The organism is Brachybacterium equifaecis (assembly GCF_023509525.1).
GTDB lineage: Bacteria > Actinomycetota > Actinomycetes > Actinomycetales > Dermabacteraceae > Brachybacterium > Brachybacterium equifaecis.
Genome location: NZ_JAKNCJ010000006.1, coordinates 45,716 through 68,928, shown reverse-complemented (window position 1 = coordinate 68,928; position 23,213 = coordinate 45,716). Strand labels below are relative to the sequence as shown.

The window sequence follows — 23,213 nt, the reverse complement described above, 5'->3', positions numbered from 1 at the left end:
AGATGCCGAGCCTTGCGAAGTACCTCTCCGACGTCCCCGGCTTCGATGTGAAGGCCTCCGAGTGGCTGCAGCTGCTGGTCGGTGACTGGTCGCTCCTGTCGGACCTTCTGCGCTCGGATCTCGTGCTGTGGGTGCTGACGGACGCGGGGCCGCTCGCGGTGGCGCACTGCCGGCCCACCACGGGGCCGACGGTCTACTACGAGGATCCGGTGAGCCTTCTGGTGACGGAGGAGGAGGATCCTCAGCTGGTCGAGGTGCTGCGCGGTCGCAGCGCCAGCAGCAGCGCAGCGGTCGTCCAGCGCGAGGAGAGGGAGGCGCTGCGGATCCTGGCCCCGGTGCGCACGGACTCCCGCACTGTCGCCGTGGTCGCCGTCGAATGCCCGGTCCCGCTCGCCCCGGCCAGCCTGAACGACGCGCGGCAGGCCGAGCTGGGCCGCCACCTGCTGCGCATGATGGCCACGGGCGCCTACCCGATCGTCGGAGCGCCGATCGCCCCGCGCCGCGGCGCCCCGCGCGTGGTCGACGGCATCGTGGAGCTCGACGAGCAGGGACTGATGCTGTGGGCATCGCCCAATGCGCTCTCGGCCTTCCACCGCTTCGGGGTCGACGGCGACCTCAGCGGCCGCTCCCTCGCCGAGCTGAGCACAGAGCTGATCCAGTCGCGCTCCCCGGTGGACGAGTCCCTGCCGCTGGTGCTGATGGGACGCGCGGCGTGGCGCTCGGACATGCAGGCCCGCGGCGGCACGCTGTCCCTGCGCGCCGTGCCGCTGACCGAGCAGGGAGCGCGAGTCGGCGCGATCATCCTCGTGCGGGACGTCAGCGAGCTGCGTCGCCGGGAGCGAGAGCTGATGACCCGCGACGCCACGATCCGCGAGGTTCACCACCGGGTGAAGAACAACCTCCAGACCGTCGCCGCGCTGCTGCGCCTGCAGTCCCGCCGCATGAGCAGCCCTGAGGCGCGCGATGCGCTCGGCGAGGCGATGCGTCGGGTCTCCACGATCGCTCTGGTGCACGAGTCCCTCCTGCAGGGCAGCGAGGAGGCGGTGTACTTCGACGAGGTCATCGACCGCTGCCTGCGCCTCGCGGTGGACGCCGCCAGCGCGACCGTGCGCAGCGAGGATGCGCCCGAGACGGGCGCGCCCCAGGTGGAGGTGCGCACCGAGAAGATCGGCAAGGCCGGGATGGTGCCGGCCGAGCAGGCCACTCCGCTGGCGCTGGTCATCACCGAGCTCGCCACCAACGCGGTGGAGCACGGCCTGTCCTCGACGGGCGGCACGCTCACGATCCGCAGCGAGCGCACGGGGAGCCGCCTGCGGATCCATATCGAGGACGACGGCGCGGGGATGGGCTCGACCCCGCCGACCGGTCTCGGCACGAACATCGCGCAGACCCTCGTCCAGGGCGAGCTCGGCGGCACCCTGACCTGGGAGGATCGGCCCGACGGCGGCACTCGCGCGACGGTCGATGCCTATCTCGATCCGGTCGGTCGCTGAGCTCGGACGGGCTGGACCGCCCCGGGAGTGCAAGAAGGCCCGCCCTGGCGAACCGGGGCGGGCCTTCTGACTGCGTGGGGAGCGTCAGCTCGCGCGGCGGGCGCGAGCGTTGCGGCGCTTGAGCGAGCGGCGCTCGTCCTCGGAGAGGCCTCCCCACACTCCGGAGTCCTGTCCGGTCTCCAGCGCGAACTTCAGGCATGCGGTCATCACGTCGCAGCGCTGGCACACGGCCTTCGCCTCTTGGATCTGCGTAATCGCGGGGCCGGTGTTCCCGATCGGGAAGAACAGCTCAGGATCCTGGGTGAGGCATTCCGCGCGGTGGCGCCAATCCATCGTGACTCTCTCTTTCAATGCACCTCGTGACGGCTCGGAAGCCGCGACGAGGCGGTGTCGCGCCCGCCGGGGGCAGGCGGTGCTGTGTCGTGGCGCCGTCGCGGAGGTCGTCCGCTCCGGGCCGTGTCCTATTCTCCGAGGCGCTCGCCGCCGTCACAAGAGTGCGCGCGGACGGCTTCGGTGGTTCTTCCCACAGGGGTGAGGCGATGCACGGATGCTTGACGGCGGCCCGAGGCGCTCGAACGGCACTCCATCGCGACGGGGCGGGCCTGCGGGGCGCGGACCGTCCGGCTGCGGCGCCTGGGCGCAGGCGCGCTCGTGCGCGACGCGGATACAGTGCAGTCCATGTCGTCCACACGAGCCTCCTCCGCCCCCGCCCCTTCCGGCGCCGACGAGAGCGGCCTGCCGCCGGAGCCGCCGCGCCTGCGCCCCCTCGGTGTCATCCTGCTCGCGCTCGAGGCCGCCGCGCTGGCCGTGCTCGCCGTGCTGATGCTGAGCCGGGCGGGTTCCGGGGACATGGGGGAGAGCTTCGCGATCGCCCTCGGCGTGTTCATCGCGGTCTTCGCCCTGGGGGTCGCGCTCGCCGCCCGCTCGCTCGCGCGGCGGGGCCGCTTCGGCACCGGGTTCGGCATCACCTGGCAGCTCTTCCAGGCGCTCGTCTCCGCGAGCATGCTCAACTACGGCATCTACGTGCCGGGCGCGATCGGCCTGGTGCTCGCGATCGCCGCGTTCGTGGTGCTCCTGCAGCTCGTGCGCACCACGCCGCTGCCGTATTCCGAGGAGGAGAACGGCCAGCGCCGTCGCGAGAGCGACAAGGCGGCGCTCATCGAGGAGCTGCGCGGGCGCTGACCGCGGGCCTCTGCAACCCTTCGGCTCCGGACCCGGTCACTGCCCGGGCTGGACGAGCCCCGCCTCGAAGGCGACGATGACCGCCTGCACGCGGTCGCGGGCGCTGAGCTTCGCGAGCACCCTGCCGACGTGCGTCTTCACGGTGGCCTCGGCGACGAAGAGCTGGGCGCCGATCTCCTGGTTCGAGCAGCCCTTGGCCATGAGCACGAGCACCTCCCGCTCGCGCTCGGTAGGGGCGCTGAGCACGGCATCGTCCCGGGCGGGCGCGGGGTCGCGGGCGACCATCTGCGCGAGCAGGCGCCGCGTCGCCGACGGCGCGATCACCGCATCGCCGCGGTGGACGGTGCGGATGGCGCTGAGGAGCTCCTCGGGCTGGGCGTCCTTGAGCAGGAATCCGCTCGCCCCGGCGCGGATCGCGGCCACCACGTAGTCGTCGACGTCAAACGTCGTCAGCACGATCACTCGCGGCGCGCGCTCTCCGGCCTGCTCGAGGATCGCGCGCGTCGCCTCGATCCCGTCCATGCGGGGCATGCGCACATCCATCAGGACCACGTCGGCGCGCGTAGCGCGCAGGGCCTCGAGCGCTTCGCGCCCGTCGGACGCCTGCAGCACGACGGAGAGGTCCTCCTGGGAGTCGATGACCATCGAGAACCCGGTGCGCACAAGGGGCTGATCGTCGACGAGCGCGATGCGCAGCGGCGCCTGCGCGGAGCCGGAGGAGGGGAGCTGGGGGTGGGTCATGGGGTGCCTCTCGGGTCAGGGAGGGGGAATCCGGCGCTCACGCGGAAGCCGCCGGAGGGAAGGGGGCCGGTGCGCAGGGTGCCGCCGAAGAGGGCGACGCGCTCGGCCATTCCGGTGAGGCCGTGGCCCCGGCCGTCGGAATCAGCGTCGGAGCCCTGGCCGTCATCGATGATCTCCAGCTGGAGGGAGCCGGGCCGCCGGTCGATGCGCACCAGGGCGCTGGCATCGTCGCCGGCGTGCTTCACGACATTGGTGAGGGCCTCCTGCACGATGCGGAAGCTGGTGAGGGAGAGGCCCTGGGGGACGCCCGCCAGCTCGCCGCTGCGCGTGAGATCGACGGAGAGGCCGGCGCTGCGCACCCGCTCCACGGGATCCTCGATGGACTCGAGTCCTGGCTGGGGACCGAAGCTCGTCTCCTCCTCCTGCCGCAGGACTCCCAGGAGGCCGCGCATGTCGGCCAGCGCCGAGCGTCCGGTCTCCCCGATGGTGGCGAGCACCTCGGCGGCGCGGTCCGGCTGCTGGGCGGCGATGAAGCGGCCGCCGTCGGCCTGGGCGATGATCACCGACAGCGAATGGGCGACGACGTCATGCATCTCGCGGGCGATGCGAGCGCGCTCATCGGCGACGGCGATGCGCGTGCGCTGCTCGCGCTCCAGCACTGCCTGCTCGGCGCTGCGGCGGGCGAGCCGGAGCTGGTCCACGCGCACGCGCTGGTAGCGCGCGATCACCCACACGGCTCCGATCGGGAGCGTTCCGAATGCGGCGAGGGCCGCGAAGAGGAGCGCGGACTCGAAGATCGAGGAGCCGCTCCAGATCCAGTCGGTGATGACGAGCGCCGCCGCCAGGACGAGGTCGCCGAAGAGCGCAGCGCCTGTCGCCGCCCTCGCCACCGCCTGCGAGCCGTGGACGTTCGCGCAGTACAGCGCGTAGAAGATCATGACGTCGCCGAGGACGATGACGTGCCCTGTCAGCGCGTGGGCGAGAGCGAGGCAGGCGATCGCGAGCGTCGCCCATCCCGGGTGGCTGCGCAGAGCGGTCCCCGCGGCGATCATCGGGATCGACCACAGGGCCCAGAGCGGCACGCTGCCGATCATCAGCAGGGGCAGGCAGCCGAGGATCAGCAGCGCAGTGGTGGTCCCGAAGACGACGGCGTCCACGATCCGCGGATGCTCCGAGATCCAGCTGAAGGCGCCGTCCAGTCTCCCGACCGGAATCGCTGAGCTCGCGGCGTCCCCGGCAGGGCGCGCGGGAGCGCGCTGCGCTGCCGAGGGGATCGTCATGGCTGCGAGCCTAGCGAGAGGGCGCCAGCCTGCGCGTCCCCCTGGAGTCGGATGCTGAGGCAGGAGACATGGCCCTGGAGGGGGGCGGGGATGCTGTTGTGTCTGTGGTGCTTGTGAATACGATGGGCGCATGGAGAGGCAGTGGATGACGACCGGTCAGGCGGCGCAGGCCCTGGGCACGTCCCGGCAGCACGTGGTCAACATGTGCGAACGAGGCGATCTCGCGTGCGTCCGCCGAGGATCCCACCGCCGGATTCCTCGATCGGAAGTCGAGGCGCGCATCGCCCCTCCGCTCACGCGGGAAGCCCGCAAGAGCCTGTGGCTCCATCGCGCCGTGCTCGGAGCTCTGGCGTCGAGGCCGGAAGCTGTGCTCGCAACCGCCCGCGCGAACCTCTCTGCGTGGAAGCTGGTCCATCGCGGGGACGGCATGTCGGCGCAGTACCTGGCGGAGTGGGAAGGAATCCTCGACTCCGGGGTCGACGCCGTGGCGCAGACCCTCACGAGCACCGCCGGGCGATCTGTCGAGCTGCGGCAGAACAGCCCATTCGCCGGAGTGCTGGCAGAGGAGGAGCGCAGGGAAGTCCTGCGAGCGTTCCGCTCCCACGAAGAGCTCAAGGACGGGAGCTCGTGAGGCGCCAGGATCTGGCGCACCTCCTGCGCGCTGCGTGCGACATCGCGGGCGACCACGAGGTGCTCGTCCTCGGATCCCAATCCATCCTCGGAGCATTCGACGAGGATGATCTCCCGCCCGCAGCGACTGCTTCCATGGAGGCCGACATCGCGTTCCTGGACGATCCGGACCGGTTCAAGGCCGATCAGGTCGAAGGGGCGATCGGGGAGCTCTCGACCTTCCACCTGAACAACGGGTTCTATGCGGAGGGCGTGCACATCGAGACGGCGATGTACCTGCCGGAGGGCTGGCGCACACGTCTGATCAGCTGGCCGCTGCGTGCCTCAGAGCCTGCAGAGCCGCGCTTCCTGGAGCCCCACGATCTTGCGATCGCGAAGCTGGGAGCGGCGCGCGAGAAGGACCGCGCGTTCGTGGAAGCGCTCGTGGAGGCTCGGATCCTGTCTGTCTCCGCACTTATCGACCGGTGCGCACAGCTGCCGGAGAAGCACGCCGCCGTGCGAGCACATATCGCTGCCTATCTCACGCATCTGCAGGGGTAGCTGCTCTCAGAAGAGCGGTTCGACGGGGTCGATGAGCTCCGGGCCGGCGCTGCGGGTGTTCCCGACGGCGCTGCCGACCGGCCGAATCTCCAGGTGCTCTCCGGTGAGGCTGTTCGCGTCATCGAGGAGCCAGGACTGCACCTCGACCTTGTCGTCCATCGCAGGGTCGAGGTATTCGTCGACCTTCTCGCGGGTGAGCATCACGGGCACGCGGTCATGGATCGCGGCGAGCGGGCCGCTCGCCTCCTTGGTGATGATCGTGGCGCTCAGCAGCCAGGCGCCGTCGCTGCTCGCCGCGGGCCCCTGGTGGCAGCCAGGCACCTTCCACCAGGAGACGAGCCCGGCGAGATAGAGCGGCGCACCGGAGGGATGGCTGATGAAATGCGGCTGCTTCGTCTTCCCGCCCAGCGGGTCCTTCTGCCACTCGAAGTACCCGCTGATGGGGATGATCGCCCGGTAGCGGGCGAGGGAGCCCCGGAAGCTGGGCTTCTCGGCGAGAGTCTCGCGGCGGGCGTTGAAGGTGCGGGCGCTGAACGCGGCATCCTTGGCGAACGGGGGCAGCAGGCCCCAGCGCGCGGTACGCAGAGCACGGATGATCTCCCCGGTCCTCTCGCCGTCCTCGCCCTTCTCGACCGACTCCGTGACCACGTAGATCGGTGCCGTCGGCGCGATGTTCCAGCGCGCTCGGAGAGCCGGGTCGGAGAGGTCCACAGCCGCGAGGTCGTCGACCAGCGGTTCGATCTCCAGGAAGAACGCGAAGCGCCCGCACATGGCTCAGCCCTTGCGCCGTCGGGGATCGTGGGCGTCGGGGAGCTCGCCGTTCGGGACGGCCTCGGCCGGCGGGATCTCGGAGGAGGTCGGGGTGGGGTTGCCGAGCTCCTCGACCGGAGTGCGGGTCGCGGGGGCGGGGGAGGAACCGGTATCGCGATCGGCGCCGAGACGGGCGCCGGTGCCGGTGTAGGAGGCCTGGTCACGGGTCAGGTTCGACAGGCGGATGTCGCGGGCCTCGTCCACGATCTTCTCGTACTTGGCCTCCTTCTTCTCCGCGCCCTTCTCCTCGCGCAGGGGGATCGTCAGGGAGTCCTCCGCGGGCCTGCCCGCCTCGAGCTCCTTCGCGCGCTCGTACTCGGCATCGACCTCGGCGCCCATGATGATGACGATGTTGATCACCCACAGGGCGAACAGGATCGCCATGATCGAGCCGATCGCGCCGTAGCTCGAGTAGCTCGCGAAGGTGCTCATGTAGATCGCGAGAGCGACGGCGGCGACGCCGATCCCGAGGATCGCGAAGATGCCGCCGGGCGAGACCAGGCGGAAGGGCTTCTTCAGGTTCGGTGCCGCCCAGTACAGCAGGGACACCACCACGAACAGCAGCGCCACGATCACAGGCCACTTGACCCACGCCCAGATCGGGAGGAACGACTCGGTGAGGAAGGAGACCAGGCCCGTCAGGCCCAGCGGCCCAGCGATAGGGGCGAGCAGGGAGTTCGCGATGGACTCGCTCAGCAGCAGGGAGATCGCCACCAGCACCAGGCTGATCACGATCGCGAGGGTGACCAGCAGCATCGTGAGGTTCAGCTTGACGAAACCGCGCCCCTCCGGCACGTCGTACATCTGGTTCGAGACGCGCGAGTACGCCTTCACATAGGCCGAGGCCGACCACAGGGCGGTCGCCACACCGATGATGAGCGCGATCGTGCCGCCGCCGGTCGAGCCCATGAGGGAGTCCAGGGTGGATTTCACGACAGTCTCCGGGTCGCTCATGCTGCTCGCCACGCCGGAGCGCATGACAGCTTCGGTGATGAGAGCCGCGAGCTGGTCGGTGATGTCCGACAGGACGAGGGTGATCAGGGAGAACACCGCCAGGAGCGTGGGCGCGAGGGACAGCACCATGAAGTAGGTGAGCCCCGCGGCCTGATCGGTCCCGGCGTCGCGGCCGAACTCGGCCAGGACGCGCTTGGCCATGTACTTCCAGGTGCGGCCGGAGAGCTTCTCCTTCTGGGCCTCCTTCGACTTCTCGTCAGCGCTCGTGGTCTGGGTGGCGGGCGTGGCCATGGTCTGCTCCGGAGGGGGGAGGGGGAACGGGGTCAGCACATGATCCCACGGGCGCCTCGGGGGCGCCTGCGGGGATTGGAGAGAGTGCGTGCTGCGGATACCAGAAGGGGAATGCAAAGGGGGGGCAGAGAGGGAAGAGCGAAGGGATCGCGAGCGCAGTTATCCACAATTCGACGCAATCGCGACGATGTGCGCGGATCATCCCGTACTCTGACGCCGAACTGCGATGCGCATCACAATCCGGGGTGCCGCTTCGCATCGGAAGGAGCCGGCGCGGTGCTGGCGGCCAGGAGGGGGTGTGCGCATGGAGGCTGCGGCGATCATCGAGGCCGACGCCCGCGAGCTCATCCGTCGGCGCGGCCTCGACGCGCGCGCCGATCAGCTCGAGCCGCTGCTCCGCGAGGTCGTCGCCGACTACGAGCACCGCTCCGAGGCCGGCTCCCTCCCGCCGCTGCGCGACCCGGGCACCGTGATCGCAGAGGTCGGCGCGGCGATCGGGGGCTTCGGGCCGCTCCAGGAGCTCCTGGATGACCCCGAGGTCGAGGAGATCTGGATCAACGGGCCGTCAGAGGTGTTCTGCGCGCGATCCGGCCGCAGCGAGCTCACCCCGCTCGTGCTCTCCACCGACCAGGTGCGCAGCATCGTCGAGCGGATGCTCGTCACCTCCGGCCGGCGCCTGGATCTCAGCACCCCGTTCGTGGATGCGCTGATGCCCGACGGCAGCCGGCTGCACGTGGTGATCCCTCCCGTCGCCCAGCGCCACTGGTCGGTCAATATCCGCAAGTTCGTCGCCCGTGCGCACAGTCTCAGCGACCTGGTGGGGTTGGGGTCCCTCTCGCCGCAGTCCGCGGCCTTCCTGGACGCGGCGGTCGCCTCCGGGCTCAACGTCATCGCCAGCGGCGCCACCGGCGCCGGGAAGACGACGATGCTGAACTGCCTCGCCGCCTCCATCGGTCCTCGCGAGCGCGTGGTCACCATCGAGGAGGTCTTCGAGCTGGACCTCCGCCTGCGCGACGTCGTCGGCATGCAGACCCGGCAGGCGAACCTCGAGGGGATCGGCGAGATCTCGATGCGGCGCCTGGTGAAGGAGACGCTGCGCATGCGCCCCGGGAGGATCATCGTGGGCGAGGTGCGCGAAGCGGAATCCCTGGACATGCTCATCGCCCTGAACAGCGGCCTGCCCGGCATGGCCAGCCTCCACGCGAACTCCGCTCGCGACGCCGTCACCAAGCTCTGCACGCTTCCCCTGCTGGCCGGAGAGAACGTCTCCAGCCGGTTCGTGGTGCCGACGGTCGCGAGCTGCATCGACATCGTCGTCCACCTCGACATCCTCCCGTCGGGTCAGCGCGCGGTCCGCGAGATCGTCGCGCTCCCGGGCCGAGTGGAGGAGGACGTCATCGAGCTCGCTGAGCTCTTCCACCGCCGAGGCGGCCAGCTGGTCCGAGGGGAGGGCTTCCCGCCCCACCCCGAGCGCTTCGAGCGGGCGGGCTTCGAGCTCTCGAAGCTCCTCGCGCACTCGTCCTCCCGCGGGGGCCTCCACCGCGAGGCGGCGACATGATCGACGGCGCTTTCGTGGGGACGATCGCCGGGATCGGGCTGCTCCTGGTGTGGCTCTCGTTCTGGGAGGGGAGCGCCCCTCGGGTCCGGCGCACCGGGCCGGTGAGCGCCTGGCTCGAGCAGGTGCGCGATGACCTGGTCGCCGTCGGCCTCGGAACGCTGCCCGCGGCGGCGGTCCCGGCCATCAGCCTGGGGGCAGGTGCCGGGATGCTCATCATCATCTGGTCGATCTCCGGCGCACTGATCCCCGCCGCAGCGATCGGTGCGGTCATCTCGCTGGTGCCGCCGCTCGTGCTCCGGTCTCTGGCGAGGGCGCGCCGGTCGGCCCTGCGCGACGCATGGCCCGAGGTCGTGGACCACCTGACCTCGGCGATCCGCGCGGGCATGTCCCTCCCGGAGGCGCTCGGCCAGCTGGGGGAGCACGGGCCCGAGCAGCTGCGTCCCCAGTTCTCCGAGTTCGCCCGGGACTACCAGGCCAGCGGGAGCTTCGCCTCCAGCCTCGATCGCCTGAAGGATCGACTGGCCGACCCGGTGGCTGACCGCATCGTGGAGGCGCTGCGGATCACCCGGGACGTCGGCGGCACCGATCTGGGCGTCCTGCTGCGCACGCTCTCCGCGTTCCTGCGCGAGGACGCGCGCACTCGAGCCGAGCTCGAAGCGCGGCAGTCCTGGACCGTCAACGCCTCCCGTCTCGCGCTCGCCGCACCCTGGATCGTGCTCGCGCTCATGTCCACGAGGCCTCAGGCTGCCCAGGCCTACGACACCCCCGCGGGACTGCTCGTGATCATCGTGGCGGCGGTCGTCTCCGTGATCGCCTACCGGGTCATGCTGGCGATCGCCCGCCTGCCTCAGGACGAGCGGGTGCTCCGATGAGCGGCGCGGACCCGGTGCTCGTCGGAGCCTGCCTGGGACTCTCCCTCGGCATCGGGCTGGTGCTGATCCTGCTCGGCAGCCCCTGGACCAGGCCGCGCGATCTCGAGGCGCGCATCAGTCCGTATCTGCGGCGCGATCGCGGCAGCAGCCTTCTGCGCCCCCGCAGCGCCCCCGGACGGCGCACCGTGCTCCTGCTCCTCATCGGTCCGATCGCCCGGCATCTCCTCGGACTGCTGGAGCGGCTCACAGGAGATGCCGAGCAGCTCGAGAGGCGCCTGCGGCTCTCCGGCAGCGCGTCGGGCGCGGAGACCTTCCGAGTGGAACAGGTCCTGTGCGGCATCGCCGGGGCGGTCCTCGGGGCGGTCCTCGCCGTCGGCGTCGTCGCACTGCGGGGGGCGAGTCCGCTCCTGGGCCTGCTGATCATCGTCCTCGGCGCGGTGATCGGCATCATCGGGCGCGACTATCTCCTCCAATCCTCGATCCGGCGGCGGTCAGTCCGCATGGCCCGGGAGTTCCCGACGGTCGCAGACCTCCTCGCGCTGGCCGTGGCCGCCGGGGAGAGCCCCGTGGCCGCGATGGAGCGCGTCGCACGCAGCAGCACGGGAGCCCTGCCCGACGAGTTCGCGGCCACCGTCGCAGAGATCCGGGCCGGCTCCACGGTGTCCCAGGCGCTCCTCGCGCTCGGCGACCGCACGCCGCTCGCCGCGCTCGGCCGCTTCGGCGAAGGAGTAGCAGTCGCCATCGAGCGCGGCACGCCGCTCGCCGACGTCCTGCGCGCGCAGGCCCAGGATGCGCGCGAGGCCTCCAAGCGCGACCTGCTCGAGATCGCAGGGCGACGCGAGATCGCGATGATGGTCCCCGTCGTGTTCTTCGTGCTTCCCCTGGTGATCGTCTTCGCGATCTTCCCCGGGCTCGCCGTCCTGGACATCGCGATGTGAGACGCCGATGCCCCCGAGCCCTCCCCGTTCCCCATCCGCAGCTTCCACCCGCACGATCTCAGGAGAGAGACATGACCGTTCACCGCGAATCCCGGCTGCACCCCACAGCCCGCAGTCACCGCCCGATGCTCCACCGAGGGGCTGCCGGGCAGATCGGACCCCGGCACCGACGGGCCTCGGCGCGATCGCCGTTCGCCCGGGCGGTCGCCCAGGATCGGGGCGACGTGCCGGGGTGGGTGCTGATCACGCTGATGACAGCCGCGCTGGTCGTGGCGATCTGGGCGGTCGCGAGCGACCAGCTCGTCGCCATCTTCGAGAGCGCCCTGGCGCCCTTCAGCGACGGACAGCCCTGAGCGCACGACTCCCCGGGCGCTCCCCGCTCCGCGAGCGCCTGCGCAGCGATTCGGGATCCGCGGTGGTGGAGTTCCCGCTGGTGGGCTTCCTGATCGTGGTGATCGCCCTCGCCGTCATCCAGACGGCCCTGATCATGCACACGCGCAACGTGCTCACCGATGCTGCCGTGCAGGGCGCTCTCGTCGCCTCGCTCGAGGGCAATTCGGTCGAGGACGGGCGCGAGCATGCGGAGCGGCTGATCCACCAGCAGCTCGGCTCCCGCTACGCCGCCAGCGCCACCGCGGAGGAGAGCGGGGACGGGGAGATCCGCGTCGAGATCACGGCGACCTTCCCGCTGGTGGGCCTGCTCGGCCCGGCCGGCACCTTCACCGTCGACGGGCATGCGACTGATGAGAGCGTCTGGACAGGCGCCGGGGCGGAGGAGAGGTCGTGAAGCGCCTGCAGGCGACCGTCCGCGGTGCGGCGGCTCAGGAGCGCGGCAGCGCGCTCATCGAGTTCGTGGTGCTGGCGGTGGTCCTCCTCATCCCGTGCCTGTACCTCGTCATCACTCTGGGGTCGGTGCAGAGCGCGGTCTTCGCCGCCGACGTCCTGGCGAGAGACGCCGCGCGCATCCACGCCACGCAGAGCGACCCGGTCCAGGCCGATGCGCGCGTCCAGCGCCTGCAGTCGCAGCTGCTCGAGGACTACGGCCTCGATCCGGACCAGAGCCTCGAGGTCCTCTGCAGCGCGTCGCCCTGTGCGACCCCTGGAGGGCAGGTGACCGTCTCGGTCTCGATCTCGGTGCCGATCCCTGGGCTCGGACCGCTGCTCGGGGAGGGCGGCCCCTTCCGAGTGCGCTCCAGCCATCTGGTCGAGGTCGATCAGTTCCGCGCCTCCGGCGGCGCGCGATGACCGTGCCGGGGCGCGCGTACGCGAGGCTGCGCGGCGAGAGCGGCACCATGACGATCCTGACCGTGGGCGTCATCATCGTGATCCTCATGGTCCTCGCCGTCGGCACGGCGATCACCGGCGTCCACCTCGAGCGCAATCGCCTGCAGAGCACCGCCGACGGCGCGGCCCTGGTCGCGTCCCAGGCCTACGACCCCCAGTCGCTCTACGGCAGCGGCGGCAGCGAGGTGCGAGTGAGCGAGCGCGACGCGCGAGCCGCGGCCGAGGCCTACCTCGCGGCCTATCCGGTCGGCAGCGCGCGCACGCGGGATGTTCGCATCGAGCAGGTGGACGTGGGGGCCGACGGCACTGTGCGGGTCGTCCTCGCCGCGCAGACCGACCCGCCGCTGATCGGCTGGGTGACGCGCATCGGCTGGGTCAGCGTGGGCATCTCGGCGACCGGCAGCGCCCGCTCTCGCTAGCCTCGCCACGTGACCAGCGCGCCCCGCATCCTCATCGCCCCCGACAAGTTCAAAGGCTCCCTCAATGCCGCCGCTGTCGCCCGCGCGCTCGCGCGCGGGATCAGCGCAGGCTCCCCGCTCGCCCGGATCACGCTGCTGCCGATCGCCGACGGCGGGGACGGCACCGTCGATGCGGCGCTCGCTGCGGATTCCGGCTTCTCGGAGCGCACAGTCACGGTCACCGGGCCCACCGGCCACCCGATCCCGGCACGATTCGCCCTCCGGGACGGAACCGCAGTGCTCGAGCTCGCGGAGAGCTCGGGTCTGCGACGACTGCCCGGCGGCCGCCTCGCGCACGGCATCGCGCAGACGCGGGGTCTCGGCGAGACGATCCTGCACGCACGGGATGCCGGGGCCCGCACCCTCGTCATCGGGCTCGGCGGCAGCGCCTCGACCGACGGGGGAGCGGGGATGCTCCGCGCCCTCGGTGCGCAGCTCCTGGACGAGAACGGCGCATCGATCCCCGAGGGCTCCGACGGCCTCGAGCACGTGAGCGCCGTCGACCTGAGTCCTGCACGAGATGCGGTCGCGGGCCTTGCGCTGATCGCCGCCTGCGACGTCACGAGCCCCTTGCTCGGGCCGGACGGCGCGGCCGCTGTCTTCGGGCCGCAGAAGGGCCTTGCTGCGAAGGACCTCGAGCAGGCCGACGCTCGGCTGCGGCGCCTCGCCGATCTCGTCGAGGCCGACGCCTCGGCATCTGGCTCTCGCCCTTCCGGACTGCAGGAGCCTCGCGGAGCAGACGCGGCTTCGTCGGGACCCCACGCGCTGCAGCTGCGGGACCTCCCTGGCGCGGGCGCAGCCGGCGGAACCGGCTTCGCGCTGCTCGCGCTCGGGGCTCGGTTCCTCTCGGGCGCTGACGCCGTCTTCGACCTCCTGCGCGTCGACGAGCGCATCGCCGCAGCAGATGTCCTCATCACAGGGGAGGGGCGGCTGGATGCGCAGACCCTCGCGGGCAAGGGGCCTGCGGAGGCCGCGCGCCGGGGGCGCGCCGCCGGGTGCCGGGTGATCGCTGTCGCAGGCGCCATCGACCTGGATGGGCGCCAGATCGCCGGCGCCGGCATCGACGAGGCCTTCGACCTCCTCTCCCGCGCCGCCGCTGAACCGTCGGCCGAGGATGACGAGCGCACCGCCGCGGCCATCGCTCAGGCGGAGGAGCTGCTCGAGCGCGTCGGCCGCGAGATCGGGGAGCGCCTGAGCGCGGCGCGGTGATGGAGCGGGAGTCGCTGTGCGCGGCAGGGACGCGGGGGGGGAGGTGAGGCGCGTCGCCATCAGGAGGCGATCCGTCCCCACCGCCCTGCGCTCGCGCAGGGCCCTCCCGTAGACTCCCCTCCCGTGGCTACCATCGACTTCTCCGAAGAGATCCCTCAGCTCCGCGCGACCCTCGGCTCGATCGCGAAGGTGACGGACCTCGACGCGCTGCGCGCGAAGATCGAGGAGCTCGAGAAGCAGGCCTCCGCTCCCGATCTCTGGGACGACGTCGACGAGGCGCAGAAGGTCACCAGCGCCCTCTCGCACGCCCAGACCGAGCTGCGCCGCGTGGACGACCTCACCTCCCGCATCGACGACCTCGAGATCATGCTCGAGCTCGCCGCGGAGGAGGACGACTCCTCGGCCTACGAGGACGCCGAGCGCGAGTTCGCCTCGATCCGCAAGGCGCTCGACGAGCTCGAGGTGCGCACGCTGCTCTCGGGCGAGTACGACGAGCGCAACGCCGTCGTGACCATCCGCGCGGGCGCCGGCGGCGTCGACGCCGCGGACTTCGCCGAGATGCTGCTGCGCATGTACCTGCGCTGGGCCGAGCGCCACGGCTACGCCACCAAGGTCATGGACACCTCCTACGCGGAGGAGGCGGGCCTGAAGTCGGTGACCTTCGAGGTCTCCGCCCCCTACGCCTACGGCAACCTCTCCGTCGAGGGCGGCACGCACCGCCTGGTGCGCATCAGCCCCTTCGACAACCAGGGCCGCCGCCAGACCTCCTTCGCCGCCGTCGAGGTGATCCCGCTGATCGAGAGCACCGACTCGATCGAGATCCCCGAGAACGAGCTCAAGATCGACGTGTTCCGCTCCTCCGGCCCCGGCGGGCAGAGCGTGAACACGACCGACTCCGCCGTGCGCATGACACACATCCCCACCGGCACCGTCGTCTCCATGCAGGACGAGAAGTCCCAGATCCAGAACCGCGCCGCGGCCCTGCGCGTCATGCAGTCCCGCCTGCTGCTGATCAAGAAGGCCGAGGAGGCCGCCGAGCGCAAGGAGCTCGCGGGCGATGTGAAGGCCAGCTGGGGCGACCAGATGCGCTCCTACGTGCTGAACCCGTACCAGATGGTGAAGGATCTGCGCACCGAGCACCAGGAGGGCAACACCCAGGCGGTGTTCGACGGCGCGATCGACGACTTCATCGAGGCCGGGATCCGCTGGCGCGTGGGCCAGGAGCGCGAAGCCGCAGGAGCCTGATCCCGCGGCCGCCGGACGCTCCGGCGGCGCTGGGACATCTTGACCAAGGCTTGACCAGGAACGTGTGCGCGGCCATGGCTGCGCTCCGCAGCGCGCATCTACCCTGGGATGGACCCCCCACTCCGACCGGCAGGCACACGTGATCCGCTTCGACAACGTCACCAAGACGTACCTCCGTGGGCAGAGCCCTGCGCTGGCGAACCTCGACCTCGAGTTCGCGCGCGGCGAGTTCGTGTTCCTCGTCGGCGCCTCGGGCTCCGGCAAATCGACACTGATGCGCCTGGTGCTCAAGGAGACCGTGCCCACCACCGGCACCGTGTACGTCGCGGGCAAGGATCTCTCCCGGATCCAGTCCTGGCGGATCCCGACGCTGCGCCGCGACATCGGGATGGTGTTCCAGGACTTCCGCCTGCTCCCCTCGAAGACGGCCTACCAGAACATCGAGTTCGCCCTCGCCGTGATCGGCACGCCCCGCCGGGTCGTGCGCAAGCTCGTGCCCGAGATGCTCGAGATGGTGGGCCTGGAGGACAAGGGCCGCAGGCTTCCCCACGAGCTCTCCGGCGGCGAGCAGCAGCGCGTGGCCATCGCCCGCGCCTACGTCAACCGCCCTTCGATCCTCCTGGCCGACGAGCCCACGGGAAACCTCGATCCGGCCACCGCCCAGGGCATCCTCGATCTGCTCGAGCAGATCAACGAGCGCGGCACCACCGTGGTGATGGCGACCCATGACCGCACCGCGGTCGACCGCATGCGCAAGCGGGTCGTCGAGCTGTCGGGCGGCCATGTGGTGCGCGACGAGCAGGCCGGCACGTACGCCTCGGTCGCCCCCGGATCGGTCATCTCCGGGAACCTCGAGGACGGCGACGCCCTCGAGCCCGGATCCCACGCCTGGGAGCAGGCTCCCGCCGATGTCGAGGACGAGGCCCTCTTCGATCCGACGGAGGGCGACCTCCTGGACGAGGTCGAGCAGGCTTTCGCGCCCGATGACGACGATCCTTTCCGCGACCCCGTGCCCGGGGAGTACCTGACCGAGGAGGATGCCCGATGAGAGCGCGCTACATCGCCTCCGAGATCTTCACCGGCCTGTGGCGCAACATCGCCATGGTGATCTCCGTGGTCATCGTGACCGCCGTGTCCCTCACCTTCGTGGGCGCGGGTCTGATGATGCAGAAGCAGATCATGGACATGAAGTCGACCCTGGTGCGCGAATCCCAGGTCACCCTGTTCATGTGCTCCCCGCACTCGACGGCCGCGACCTGCGCGGGCGGCGCCGCGACCGACGCCCAGATCCAGTCGGTGCGCGACGCCCTCGAGGGCGAGGTGCTCTCGCCGTACGTCTCGACCTACTCCGAGCGCAGCCAGGACGAGGCGCTCGCGATCTACCAGGAGCAGTTCGCCGGGCAGGGCTTCGTCACCGACTTCACCGCCGCCGACATGCCTGTCTCCTTCCACATCACGCTGCGGGATTCCGAGCGCTCCAGCGCCGTCGTCGAGTTCTTCCAGGGCCGCGACGGAGTGGACGAGGTCACCGACCTCCTCAGCGCCTTCGCCCCGTTCATTGACGTCCTGAACCAGACGACCTTCTTCGCCATCGGCCTCGCCCTGCTGATGCTGGTGGCGGCGGTCTTGCTGGTGGCCACGACGATCCGGATGTCGGTCGCCAACCGCCGCCGCGAGATCGCCATCATGCGTCTGGTGGGCGCCTCGAACATCTTCATCCGCACCCCCTTCATGCTGGAGGGCGCGGTCGCCGGCATCCTCGGCGCTCTCATCGCCTCGGCCCTGCTGTGGGTGGGTGCGAACTACCTCGTCGAGGGCTGGCTCGCGCAGACTCTCGGCACCCGGCTCATCACCGTCGGCACCGCAGACCTCTGGTGGATCGCACCGATCCTGGTCGTGCTCGGAGCGGTCCTCGCGATCGCCTCCTCGATCGTCTCCCTCAACCGCTATCTGAAGGTGTGACCATGGCTGTGCACCGTCCTCTCCGGTTCCTCGCACCCTTCGCGCTCGCCGTCGCGCTGATGGGCGGCCAGGCCGTCGTCGCTCCCCTCGATCTCGCCCGCGCGGAGGGAACCAAGCAGGAGAAGGAGCAGGAGCGCACCACGATCCAGCAGCAGCTGGACGACATCCGCCTCCAGCTCGACGACGTCGACGCGGACCTCGCCGACACCTACCTCGCGCTCGCAGACACCGAGCTGCGGATCCCCACCGCGCAGAAGTCCCTCGAGGATGCGCAGGCGGAGCTCGCCAAGGCCCAGCAGCACGACAAGGAGGTCGGCGACCGCCTCTCCGCCGCGCAGGCGGAGGAGGCGCGGCTGACGTCCCAGGTCGAGCAGGGGAAGGTCGAGATCGACAGCTCCGACGAGAAGCTCTCCCAGGTCGCCCTGCAGGCCTATAAGGGCGGCGGGCTGCCCAGCCCGACCTCGGTGTACGTCGGCTCCCAGGAGCCCCAGGGCGCGGTCGACCGCTCGATGAACTACCGCCTCACCATGGAGGCGCAGGGGACGCGACTCGATGCGCTCCGCACCGATCAGGCGGTGACGGAGAGCGCCGCGGATCGCCTCACCGCTGTGCGCACCGAGATCGACGATCTCAAGCGCCAGAGCGAGGAGTCGGTCGCGAAGACCGCAGCCGCCGAGCAGCAGGCCGCCGCGGCGAAGAAGCAGATGGACGATCTGTACGCGACGCAGCGCACCCAGGCCCTCGATCTCGAGACGAAGAAGGGGATGTACCAGCAGAGCCAGAGCAGCCTGGAGAACCGCGGCTCCGCCCTGGACTCCGAGATCAGCGCGCTGGTCGAGCAGGAGCGCGCGCGCTCCGGCACCGCGGTCGATGCGGGCGCCGCACCTGCAGTCGTCTCCGGCTCGGGCTGGGCGATGCCCTCGAACGCGCGGATCTCCTCGAACTACGGCTGGCGCGTGCACCCGATCTACGGCACCAGCAAGCTCCACGCGGGCACGGATTTCGCCGCCGCCTGCGGCAGCCCCGCGACCGCCACCGAGGCGGGCCGCGTGCTCTCGACGAACTTCAACTCCGCCGCCGGCAACAAGGTGATCATCAGCCACGGGATGCGCAACGGCAAGCTCGTCACGTCCTCGTACCACCACCTCCAGGGCTTCGCGGTGAGTCCCGGGCAGACCGTGCAGCGGGGGCAGGTGGTGGGCCGAGTCGGCACGACCGGCTCCTCGACGGGCTGCCATCTCCACTTCGAGATCCACGAGGACGGCACCGCGGTCAACGCGATGAACTACCTGGGCTGAGCCCGCTCGGGGCCACGCCGATGGGCGGGGGCCGATGGGCGGGGCCGGCCCCTCTCGAAAAGCTGTGGCCGCCCTTGAGGCCTCCCGCTAGGCTGGGTTGCCCGCTGCGCGCGCGCAGCGCAGCACCCGGGGACGACGACGAGGAGAGAAGCCATGGCCAAGAAGCCCGATGCGAAGAAGTCTGCGAAGGACGACGGCCCGAAGAAGTCCCTCGTCGCCTCCAACAAGAAGGCGCGGCACGATTACCACATCGATGACACGTGGGAAGCCGGCATGGTCCTCACGGGCACGGAGGTGAAGGCGCTGCGGGATCGCGGCGCGTCGCTGCTGGACGGCTACTGCTACGTCGAACGCGGTGAGGTGTGGATGGAGGGAGTGCACATCGCTCCCTACGCCCAGGGCACCTGGACGAACCATGCTGCGCGGCGCAAGCGCAAGCTGCTGCTGCACAAGGCCGAGATCGCGAAGCTCGCGGGCAAGTCCAGCGAGAAGGGCTACACCGTCGTGCCGCTCGAGCTCTACTTCCTGGGATCGCACGCGAAGGTCGTGATCGCGCTCGCGCGCGGCAAGAAGGAGTGGGACAAGCGCCAGACGCTGCGCGAGCAGCAGGATCTGCGCGAGGCGCAGCGCGCGATCCGCCACCGCGAGCTGGTCTGAGCCAGCGTCCAGCTCATCACGCAGCACCGGCGCGTGGCGATTTCTTGACGATCTCTTGACCTGGCAGCATGCCCGCGCGAAGGTAGTGCGACTATCGGACCGTCCGTCCGATCTCAGCCGTCTCTCGCACCCGTAGGAACTGCTCATGCGTTCACCCGCCCGCCACTCTCTCGTCCTCGCCGCCGCGGCGATGCTCGCACTGGGAACCGCCGCGTGCGGAGTCGGGGGCGCTGCCGCCCCTTCGGCCGCCACCTCCGCGGAGCCCGGCACCGGATCCGCTCCTGCGTCGTCCACCGCTGCTGCGACGCCCACGACGGATGCGGCGTCGTCGACCTCGTCTTCGGCCGCGCCGACGGAGGACGCCTCCGCCATCCCCGCGGCATCGGGGGCTCCCGCCCTCATCCTGCAGAGCTTCCGCGACGGCACCGCCGCGCCGGCCGTCGACGGAGCCGGCCAGTGGCAGATCCCGAGCCAGCAGCTCGCAGAGCTCCTCGATCGCAGCGCAGGCGAGGCGGGCTCCGGAGAGGCGGCTCTCACGGGCGCCGTCTGCCGGGGGGATCTGAGCTCGGCAGCGGGCTCCTCGGTGATCTGCGAGGCGACGCTCGAGCTCGACGGGACGACGGGCCAGTCGGCGTGGACGGCATACCCGGTCGCGGGGCCCAACGGCTTCGATATCGAGGGCGTCCCCGGTGTCCTCTTCGTCCAGGGGGAGGAGCCCCTGTCGGCGGCGAGCGCTGAGCTGCTCACCGCTGACGGCTCCTACGTCACCGGGATCGGGCGCGGCACGGCGTTCCTCATCGATCCGCTCTCGGCAGAGGACACGGCGACCGCTGTCGAGCAGCTCTTCGCCAGCGAGGACGCGATCTACCCCGTGGATGCCCCGATCGAAGCGGTGACCTGCGAAGAGGGCCTCAGCTCGGCGAGCATGGATCCCGTCTCCTGCACCGGTAGCACGAGCGGCGAGAATGTCGAGATCAGCGTGTTCCCCGCCCGCTTCTTCGGCTCCGACAGCGGCCTGCTGACGGTCCACCGGTTCCCCGGCGCCGGCGGCTGAGCGGCGCGGCTCGCGAAGCCGGTTCGCCCTGGGCGCACAATATTCGGTGGCCAGGGCGGAGCGGTCCCGCTAGACTCGTACCCGCACGGTTCGCCGTGCACGTGGAGGCAGCGCACATCGGCTGCAGATTGACAATTGAACAGCGGCATCACCAGTGCCCGGCGGCCCAGCCGCCGGATCTTGCCTTCCCACGCCAGGGGCCGATCGGTTTCGACGGTAGTTGTCCAGCGAGGGGAAGCGGGCCGAGGATCCTAGGTCATCTCGTCAACGCTCCTAGGAAACCAATAAGTGCCGAAACCAAGCGCACTGACTTCGCTCTCGCTGCCTGATCAGCGATAGCTAGTCTGGAACCCCGGGATTGCTCCTGACCCGGATCGTTCCATCATCCAAGGAGCCACTGCTGCCCTCCCTCGTCATCGGGGAGGGATGAACACCTCAGAGTGACTGAGTCTGTCGACGTACGTGTCCGTGCGAGCGTCGGGACTGAGAACACGTCTTCACGGAATGCGCCCGGAGAAGCCCTGGCTCTGCACTATCGGACGCGGGTTCGATTCCCGCCGGCTCCACGAGCCTGATGCCGCGAAGAGGCCCCCTCACCTGCACTGATGTGCGGGGGAGGGGGCCTTTTCAGTTCTCAGGCCGTGTACTGGAGCCCATGGCCGAGCGCGTAGCGGCTGCCGTCGGCGTCGACGTAGACGTAGGGGCGGCCGTCCATGTGCTTCTCCTTGTCGCAGCCGGGCACGTCGTTGGGCGAGGCGCAGCGTCCGTCCTCGTCCACCGCGATCGCCTCGCTGCTGATGGGGAAGGTGATCGGCAGGCGGCCGGTGGGGGAGAACTCCCCGAAGACCGCGTCGATCATGATGGAGTCGAGGGTGTCGAAGCCCATCACGAGCGCGTCGGCCAGCGGTTCGACCTCATCCAGCACCCAGGGGAACTTCGCGTTCAGCCCGATGATGAGGGTGCCGACGGAATCGCGGATCGCCTTCACCTTGTCGAGGTCCACGTGGGAGTGCTCGCCGATGGAGATGTCGTTGAGACCCTCGTACGTGAAGTACGCGCCGACGTACGGCTTGAGCTGCAGGATCGCGATGTCCGCGCCCCGGTAGTCGGTCGTGAAGTCGACGCCCGGGTGCTTGGCCGCGAGGTCGGCGCGCAGGCGGTCGAGCTCCTTGACGGTGAGGTTCTGCGAGAACTGCTCGACGTAGACGGTCTTGCCCTCGAGCGCGTCGGTCCTCAGCGGCAGCACGCCGCCGTGGTTCTTCGCGAGCACGACGGAGCGGCGGTGCGCCTCGGCCGCGGCCTCGAGCGTCTCCTCGTTCGCGACGACGCGGTCGGCCTCCTCGGGATCCGCGTAGGGGTTGTCGAACAGGCCCAGCTGGAACAGCTCCACGAGCAGGCGCGTGGCGGCGTCATCCAGGCGCTGCGCCGTGATCAGGCCCTCCAGGAACGCCTGGCGCACGGAGGGGACGTCGTTGGTGTCGGCGAACATGTCAGTTCCGGCCATCACGGCCGCGCCGACGCGCTCGGGCACGGAGAGCTCCTCGACGCCCCAGGCCATCTTCGAGAGCACGCCCGAATCGGAATTGATGTAGCCCTCGTGGCCCATGCTCCGCAGCAGGTTCAGGATCTCCGAGTTGAAGGCGAAGCCCACCTGCTCGAACTCGGTCACCCGGCCCTGCGGGGTCGAGGACTTCTCATCGGAGGGGATCGCGTAGTACGGCATGATCGACGAGGTCCCCGCATCGATCGCGGCCTGGAAGGGCGGCAGGTGGTACTCCTCGAGCGAGCCCGGGGTGGGGTAGATGTTGAACTTCCCCTCCTCGTAATGGGGGTCGGTGCCGTTCTCGCGCGCGCCGCCGCCGGGGAAGTGCTTGACCGTGAGCGCGACGCCGTCGGCGCCGAGTCCGCCCTCGCCCTGGAAGCCCTTCACCAGGGCCGTCATCGCGTTCGAGACGAACTCCGGATCCTCGCCGAAGGTGCCGTGGCCCCGGTACCACCGGGGATCGGTGAAGACGTCGGCCATGTACATGTAGCCCTTGCGCAGCCCCGAGGCGCACCATTCCTGGCGGGAGCGCTCCGCGAAGTCCTCGATGATCTCGACCGAGCCGGTCGCCGCGAGGCCGAGGGTGCCGGGCCACTGCGCGAAGGGCTTGTCCTTCGCGGTGCCGCCCATCTTGAAGCCGCCGAACTCGTTCTTCGAGTTCGCCGCCACGATCACGGGGATTCCCCAGCGGGTCTCCTCGGCGACCTCCTGCATGGCGTTGATCCAGTTCGCGATGCTCGAGCCGGCGGGCTCCTCGCGCATGATGAAGTGGCGGATCCCGAGGTCCTTGATCATCGCGGTGGTGCCCTCGAAGGGGAGTCCGGCGCTGGTGTGGGGATCGATCTTGATGGGGATGAACTGCTCGTCGAGCAGGCCGTCATGGCTGGTCTGCTCGGGATTGTGCTGGAAGATGCCCATGGGGCGCGAGGTGATGACCATCAGGCCGATCTTCTCCTCGGGGCTCATCCGCGCCACCAGATCAGCGGCGCGCTCCTGGGGGCTGAGGCGCCAGTCCTCGTACGGGGTGAGCTCGCCGTCGCCGTCGAGGTCGCGGAAGGTGAGGCCATCGACCTCGATGGTCGGCTTCACGCGGGTGGAGAGAGGGATCTGCTGGGTCACGGAGGAGCTCCTTGCTGTTTCGGGAGCGCTCGATGCGCACGGGCCGACGGGCCCCGGCACTGCAATGACCGGGGATGGAGCCCTCGGCACTGCCG

At 70.3% G+C, this 23,213-nt stretch carries 24 protein-coding genes and 1 other RNA gene; 19 read left to right on the top strand and 6 right to left on the bottom strand.

The window, feature by feature from the left end:
• The first annotated feature begins 2 nt into the window (after nucleotides 1-2).
• Nucleotides 3-1,493, top strand: a complete 1,491-nt coding sequence (locus Bequi_RS11145) for a sensor histidine kinase (RefSeq protein WP_249738008.1) — start codon at nucleotides 3-5, stop codon at nucleotides 1,491-1,493.
• Between the two features lie 84 nt (nucleotides 1,494-1,577).
• Here Bequi_RS11145 and Bequi_RS11140 read toward each other — a convergent pair whose 3' ends face one another.
• Nucleotides 1,578-1,826, bottom strand: coding sequence for a WhiB family transcriptional regulator (locus Bequi_RS11140; protein ID WP_249738007.1), 249 nt, complete (start codon nucleotides 1,824-1,826; stop codon nucleotides 1,578-1,580).
• A gap of 345 nt (nucleotides 1,827-2,171) precedes the next feature.
• Between Bequi_RS11140 and Bequi_RS11135 the strand changes: the two genes are divergently transcribed.
• Nucleotides 2,172-2,675 (top strand): hypothetical protein, encoded by a 504-nt coding sequence (locus tag Bequi_RS11135; RefSeq protein WP_249738006.1) that lies wholly within the window; start codon nucleotides 2,172-2,174, stop codon nucleotides 2,673-2,675.
• Nucleotides 2,676-2,711: 36 nt separating this feature from the next.
• On the opposite strand, the gene Bequi_RS11130 is transcribed toward Bequi_RS11135, so the two are convergent.
• Together Bequi_RS11130 and Bequi_RS11125 are read right to left on the bottom strand one after the other, a co-directional pair.
• Complete coding sequence (locus Bequi_RS11130; RefSeq protein ID WP_249738005.1) at nucleotides 2,712-3,416, bottom strand: response regulator; 705 nt, start codon at nucleotides 3,414-3,416, stop codon at nucleotides 2,712-2,714.
• The gene (locus Bequi_RS11125; protein ID WP_249738004.1) at nucleotides 3,413-4,696 is read right to left on the bottom strand and encodes a sensor histidine kinase; all 1,284 of its coding nucleotides are present in this window, start codon (nucleotides 4,694-4,696) and stop codon (nucleotides 3,413-3,415) included. The genes Bequi_RS11130 and Bequi_RS11125 overlap by 4 nt, the downstream gene beginning before the upstream one ends.
• A gap of 130 nt (nucleotides 4,697-4,826) precedes the next feature.
• Here Bequi_RS11125 and Bequi_RS11120 point away from each other — a divergent pair, with 130 nt between their 5' ends.
• Nucleotides 4,827-5,327 (top strand): helix-turn-helix domain-containing protein, encoded by a 501-nt coding sequence (locus Bequi_RS11120; protein ID WP_249738003.1) that lies wholly within the window; start codon nucleotides 4,827-4,829, stop codon nucleotides 5,325-5,327.
• A complete protein-coding gene (locus tag Bequi_RS11115) occupies nucleotides 5,324-5,866 on the top strand; it encodes a DUF6036 family nucleotidyltransferase (protein ID WP_249738002.1) in 543 nt (180 codons plus the stop codon). Before Bequi_RS11120 ends, Bequi_RS11115 begins: the two co-directional genes overlap by 4 nt.
• A 6-nt stretch (nucleotides 5,867-5,872) precedes the next feature.
• On the opposite strand, the gene Bequi_RS11110 is transcribed toward Bequi_RS11115, so the two are convergent.
• Nucleotides 5,873-6,637 (bottom strand): SOS response-associated peptidase, encoded by a 765-nt coding sequence (locus Bequi_RS11110; protein WP_249738001.1) that lies wholly within the window; start codon nucleotides 6,635-6,637, stop codon nucleotides 5,873-5,875.
• Between the two features lie 3 nt (nucleotides 6,638-6,640).
• On the bottom strand, nucleotides 6,641-7,921 hold the full coding sequence (locus tag Bequi_RS11105; RefSeq protein ID WP_249738000.1) for a YihY/virulence factor BrkB family protein: 1,281 nt from the start codon (nucleotides 7,919-7,921) through the stop codon (nucleotides 6,641-6,643).
• Between the two features lie 304 nt (nucleotides 7,922-8,225).
• Here Bequi_RS11105 and Bequi_RS11100 point away from each other — a divergent pair, with 304 nt between their 5' ends.
• The 15 genes from Bequi_RS11100 to ssrA all read left to right on the top strand — a co-directional run bounded on the left by Bequi_RS11100 (nucleotide 8,226) and on the right by ssrA (nucleotide 21,025).
• Nucleotides 8,226-9,479, top strand: coding sequence for a TadA family conjugal transfer-associated ATPase (locus tag Bequi_RS11100; protein ID WP_249738051.1), 1,254 nt, complete (start codon nucleotides 8,226-8,228; stop codon nucleotides 9,477-9,479).
• On the top strand, nucleotides 9,476-10,351 hold the full coding sequence (locus Bequi_RS11095; protein ID WP_249737999.1) for a type II secretion system F family protein: 876 nt from the start codon (nucleotides 9,476-9,478) through the stop codon (nucleotides 10,349-10,351). Before Bequi_RS11100 ends, Bequi_RS11095 begins: the two co-directional genes overlap by 4 nt.
• Nucleotides 10,348-11,289, top strand: coding sequence for a type II secretion system F family protein (locus Bequi_RS11090; RefSeq protein ID WP_249737998.1), 942 nt, complete (start codon nucleotides 10,348-10,350; stop codon nucleotides 11,287-11,289). Before Bequi_RS11095 ends, Bequi_RS11090 begins: the two co-directional genes overlap by 4 nt.
• A gap of 71 nt (nucleotides 11,290-11,360) precedes the next feature.
• Nucleotides 11,361-11,642: a hypothetical protein gene (locus Bequi_RS11085; RefSeq protein WP_249737997.1), complete on the top strand. Its 282-nt coding sequence runs from the start codon at nucleotides 11,361-11,363 to the stop codon at nucleotides 11,640-11,642.
• A 62-nt stretch (nucleotides 11,643-11,704) separates the two neighbouring features.
• Complete coding sequence (locus Bequi_RS11080; RefSeq protein ID WP_249737996.1) at nucleotides 11,705-12,076, top strand: TadE/TadG family type IV pilus assembly protein; 372 nt, start codon at nucleotides 11,705-11,707, stop codon at nucleotides 12,074-12,076.
• On the top strand, nucleotides 12,073-12,534 hold the full coding sequence (locus Bequi_RS11075) for a TadE/TadG family type IV pilus assembly protein (RefSeq protein ID WP_249737995.1): 462 nt from the start codon (nucleotides 12,073-12,075) through the stop codon (nucleotides 12,532-12,534). The genes Bequi_RS11080 and Bequi_RS11075 overlap by 4 nt, the downstream gene beginning before the upstream one ends.
• 47 nt (nucleotides 12,535-12,581) lie before the next feature.
• The gene (locus Bequi_RS11070; protein WP_249737994.1) at nucleotides 12,582-12,992 is read left to right on the top strand and encodes a Tad domain-containing protein; all 411 of its coding nucleotides are present in this window, start codon (nucleotides 12,582-12,584) and stop codon (nucleotides 12,990-12,992) included.
• 9 nt (nucleotides 12,993-13,001) lie between these two features.
• Complete coding sequence (locus tag Bequi_RS11065) at nucleotides 13,002-14,240, top strand: glycerate kinase (protein WP_249737993.1); 1,239 nt, start codon at nucleotides 13,002-13,004, stop codon at nucleotides 14,238-14,240.
• Nucleotides 14,241-14,363: 123 nt separating this feature from the next.
• A complete protein-coding gene (gene prfB, locus Bequi_RS11060; protein WP_249737992.1) occupies nucleotides 14,364-15,485 on the top strand; it encodes a peptide chain release factor 2 in 1,122 nt (373 codons plus the stop codon).
• 139 nt (nucleotides 15,486-15,624) lie between these two features.
• The gene (ftsE, locus tag Bequi_RS11055) at nucleotides 15,625-16,533 is read left to right on the top strand and encodes a cell division ATP-binding protein FtsE (protein WP_249737991.1); all 909 of its coding nucleotides are present in this window, start codon (nucleotides 15,625-15,627) and stop codon (nucleotides 16,531-16,533) included.
• The gene (gene ftsX, locus Bequi_RS11050; RefSeq protein ID WP_249737990.1) at nucleotides 16,530-17,447 is read left to right on the top strand and encodes a permease-like cell division protein FtsX; all 918 of its coding nucleotides are present in this window, start codon (nucleotides 16,530-16,532) and stop codon (nucleotides 17,445-17,447) included. The genes ftsE and ftsX overlap by 4 nt, the downstream gene beginning before the upstream one ends.
• A gap of 2 nt (nucleotides 17,448-17,449) precedes the next feature.
• The gene (locus Bequi_RS11045) at nucleotides 17,450-18,745 is read left to right on the top strand and encodes a M23 family metallopeptidase (protein ID WP_249737989.1); all 1,296 of its coding nucleotides are present in this window, start codon (nucleotides 17,450-17,452) and stop codon (nucleotides 18,743-18,745) included.
• Between the two features lie 153 nt (nucleotides 18,746-18,898).
• Nucleotides 18,899-19,402 (top strand): SsrA-binding protein SmpB, encoded by a 504-nt coding sequence (gene smpB, locus Bequi_RS11040; protein ID WP_249737988.1) that lies wholly within the window; start codon nucleotides 18,899-18,901, stop codon nucleotides 19,400-19,402.
• 145 nt (nucleotides 19,403-19,547) lie between these two features.
• Nucleotides 19,548-20,456 (top strand): hypothetical protein, encoded by a 909-nt coding sequence (locus Bequi_RS11035; protein WP_249737987.1) that lies wholly within the window; start codon nucleotides 19,548-19,550, stop codon nucleotides 20,454-20,456.
• A gap of 196 nt (nucleotides 20,457-20,652) precedes the next feature.
• Nucleotides 20,653-21,025, top strand: a transfer-messenger RNA (tmRNA) gene (gene ssrA / locus Bequi_RS11030).
• A gap of 65 nt (nucleotides 21,026-21,090) precedes the next feature.
• Here ssrA and Bequi_RS11025 read toward each other — a convergent pair.
• Nucleotides 21,091-23,118, bottom strand: a complete 2,028-nt coding sequence (locus Bequi_RS11025; protein ID WP_249737986.1) for a glycoside hydrolase family 3 protein — start codon at nucleotides 23,116-23,118, stop codon at nucleotides 21,091-21,093.
• Nucleotides 23,119-23,213 lie beyond the last annotated feature (95 nt).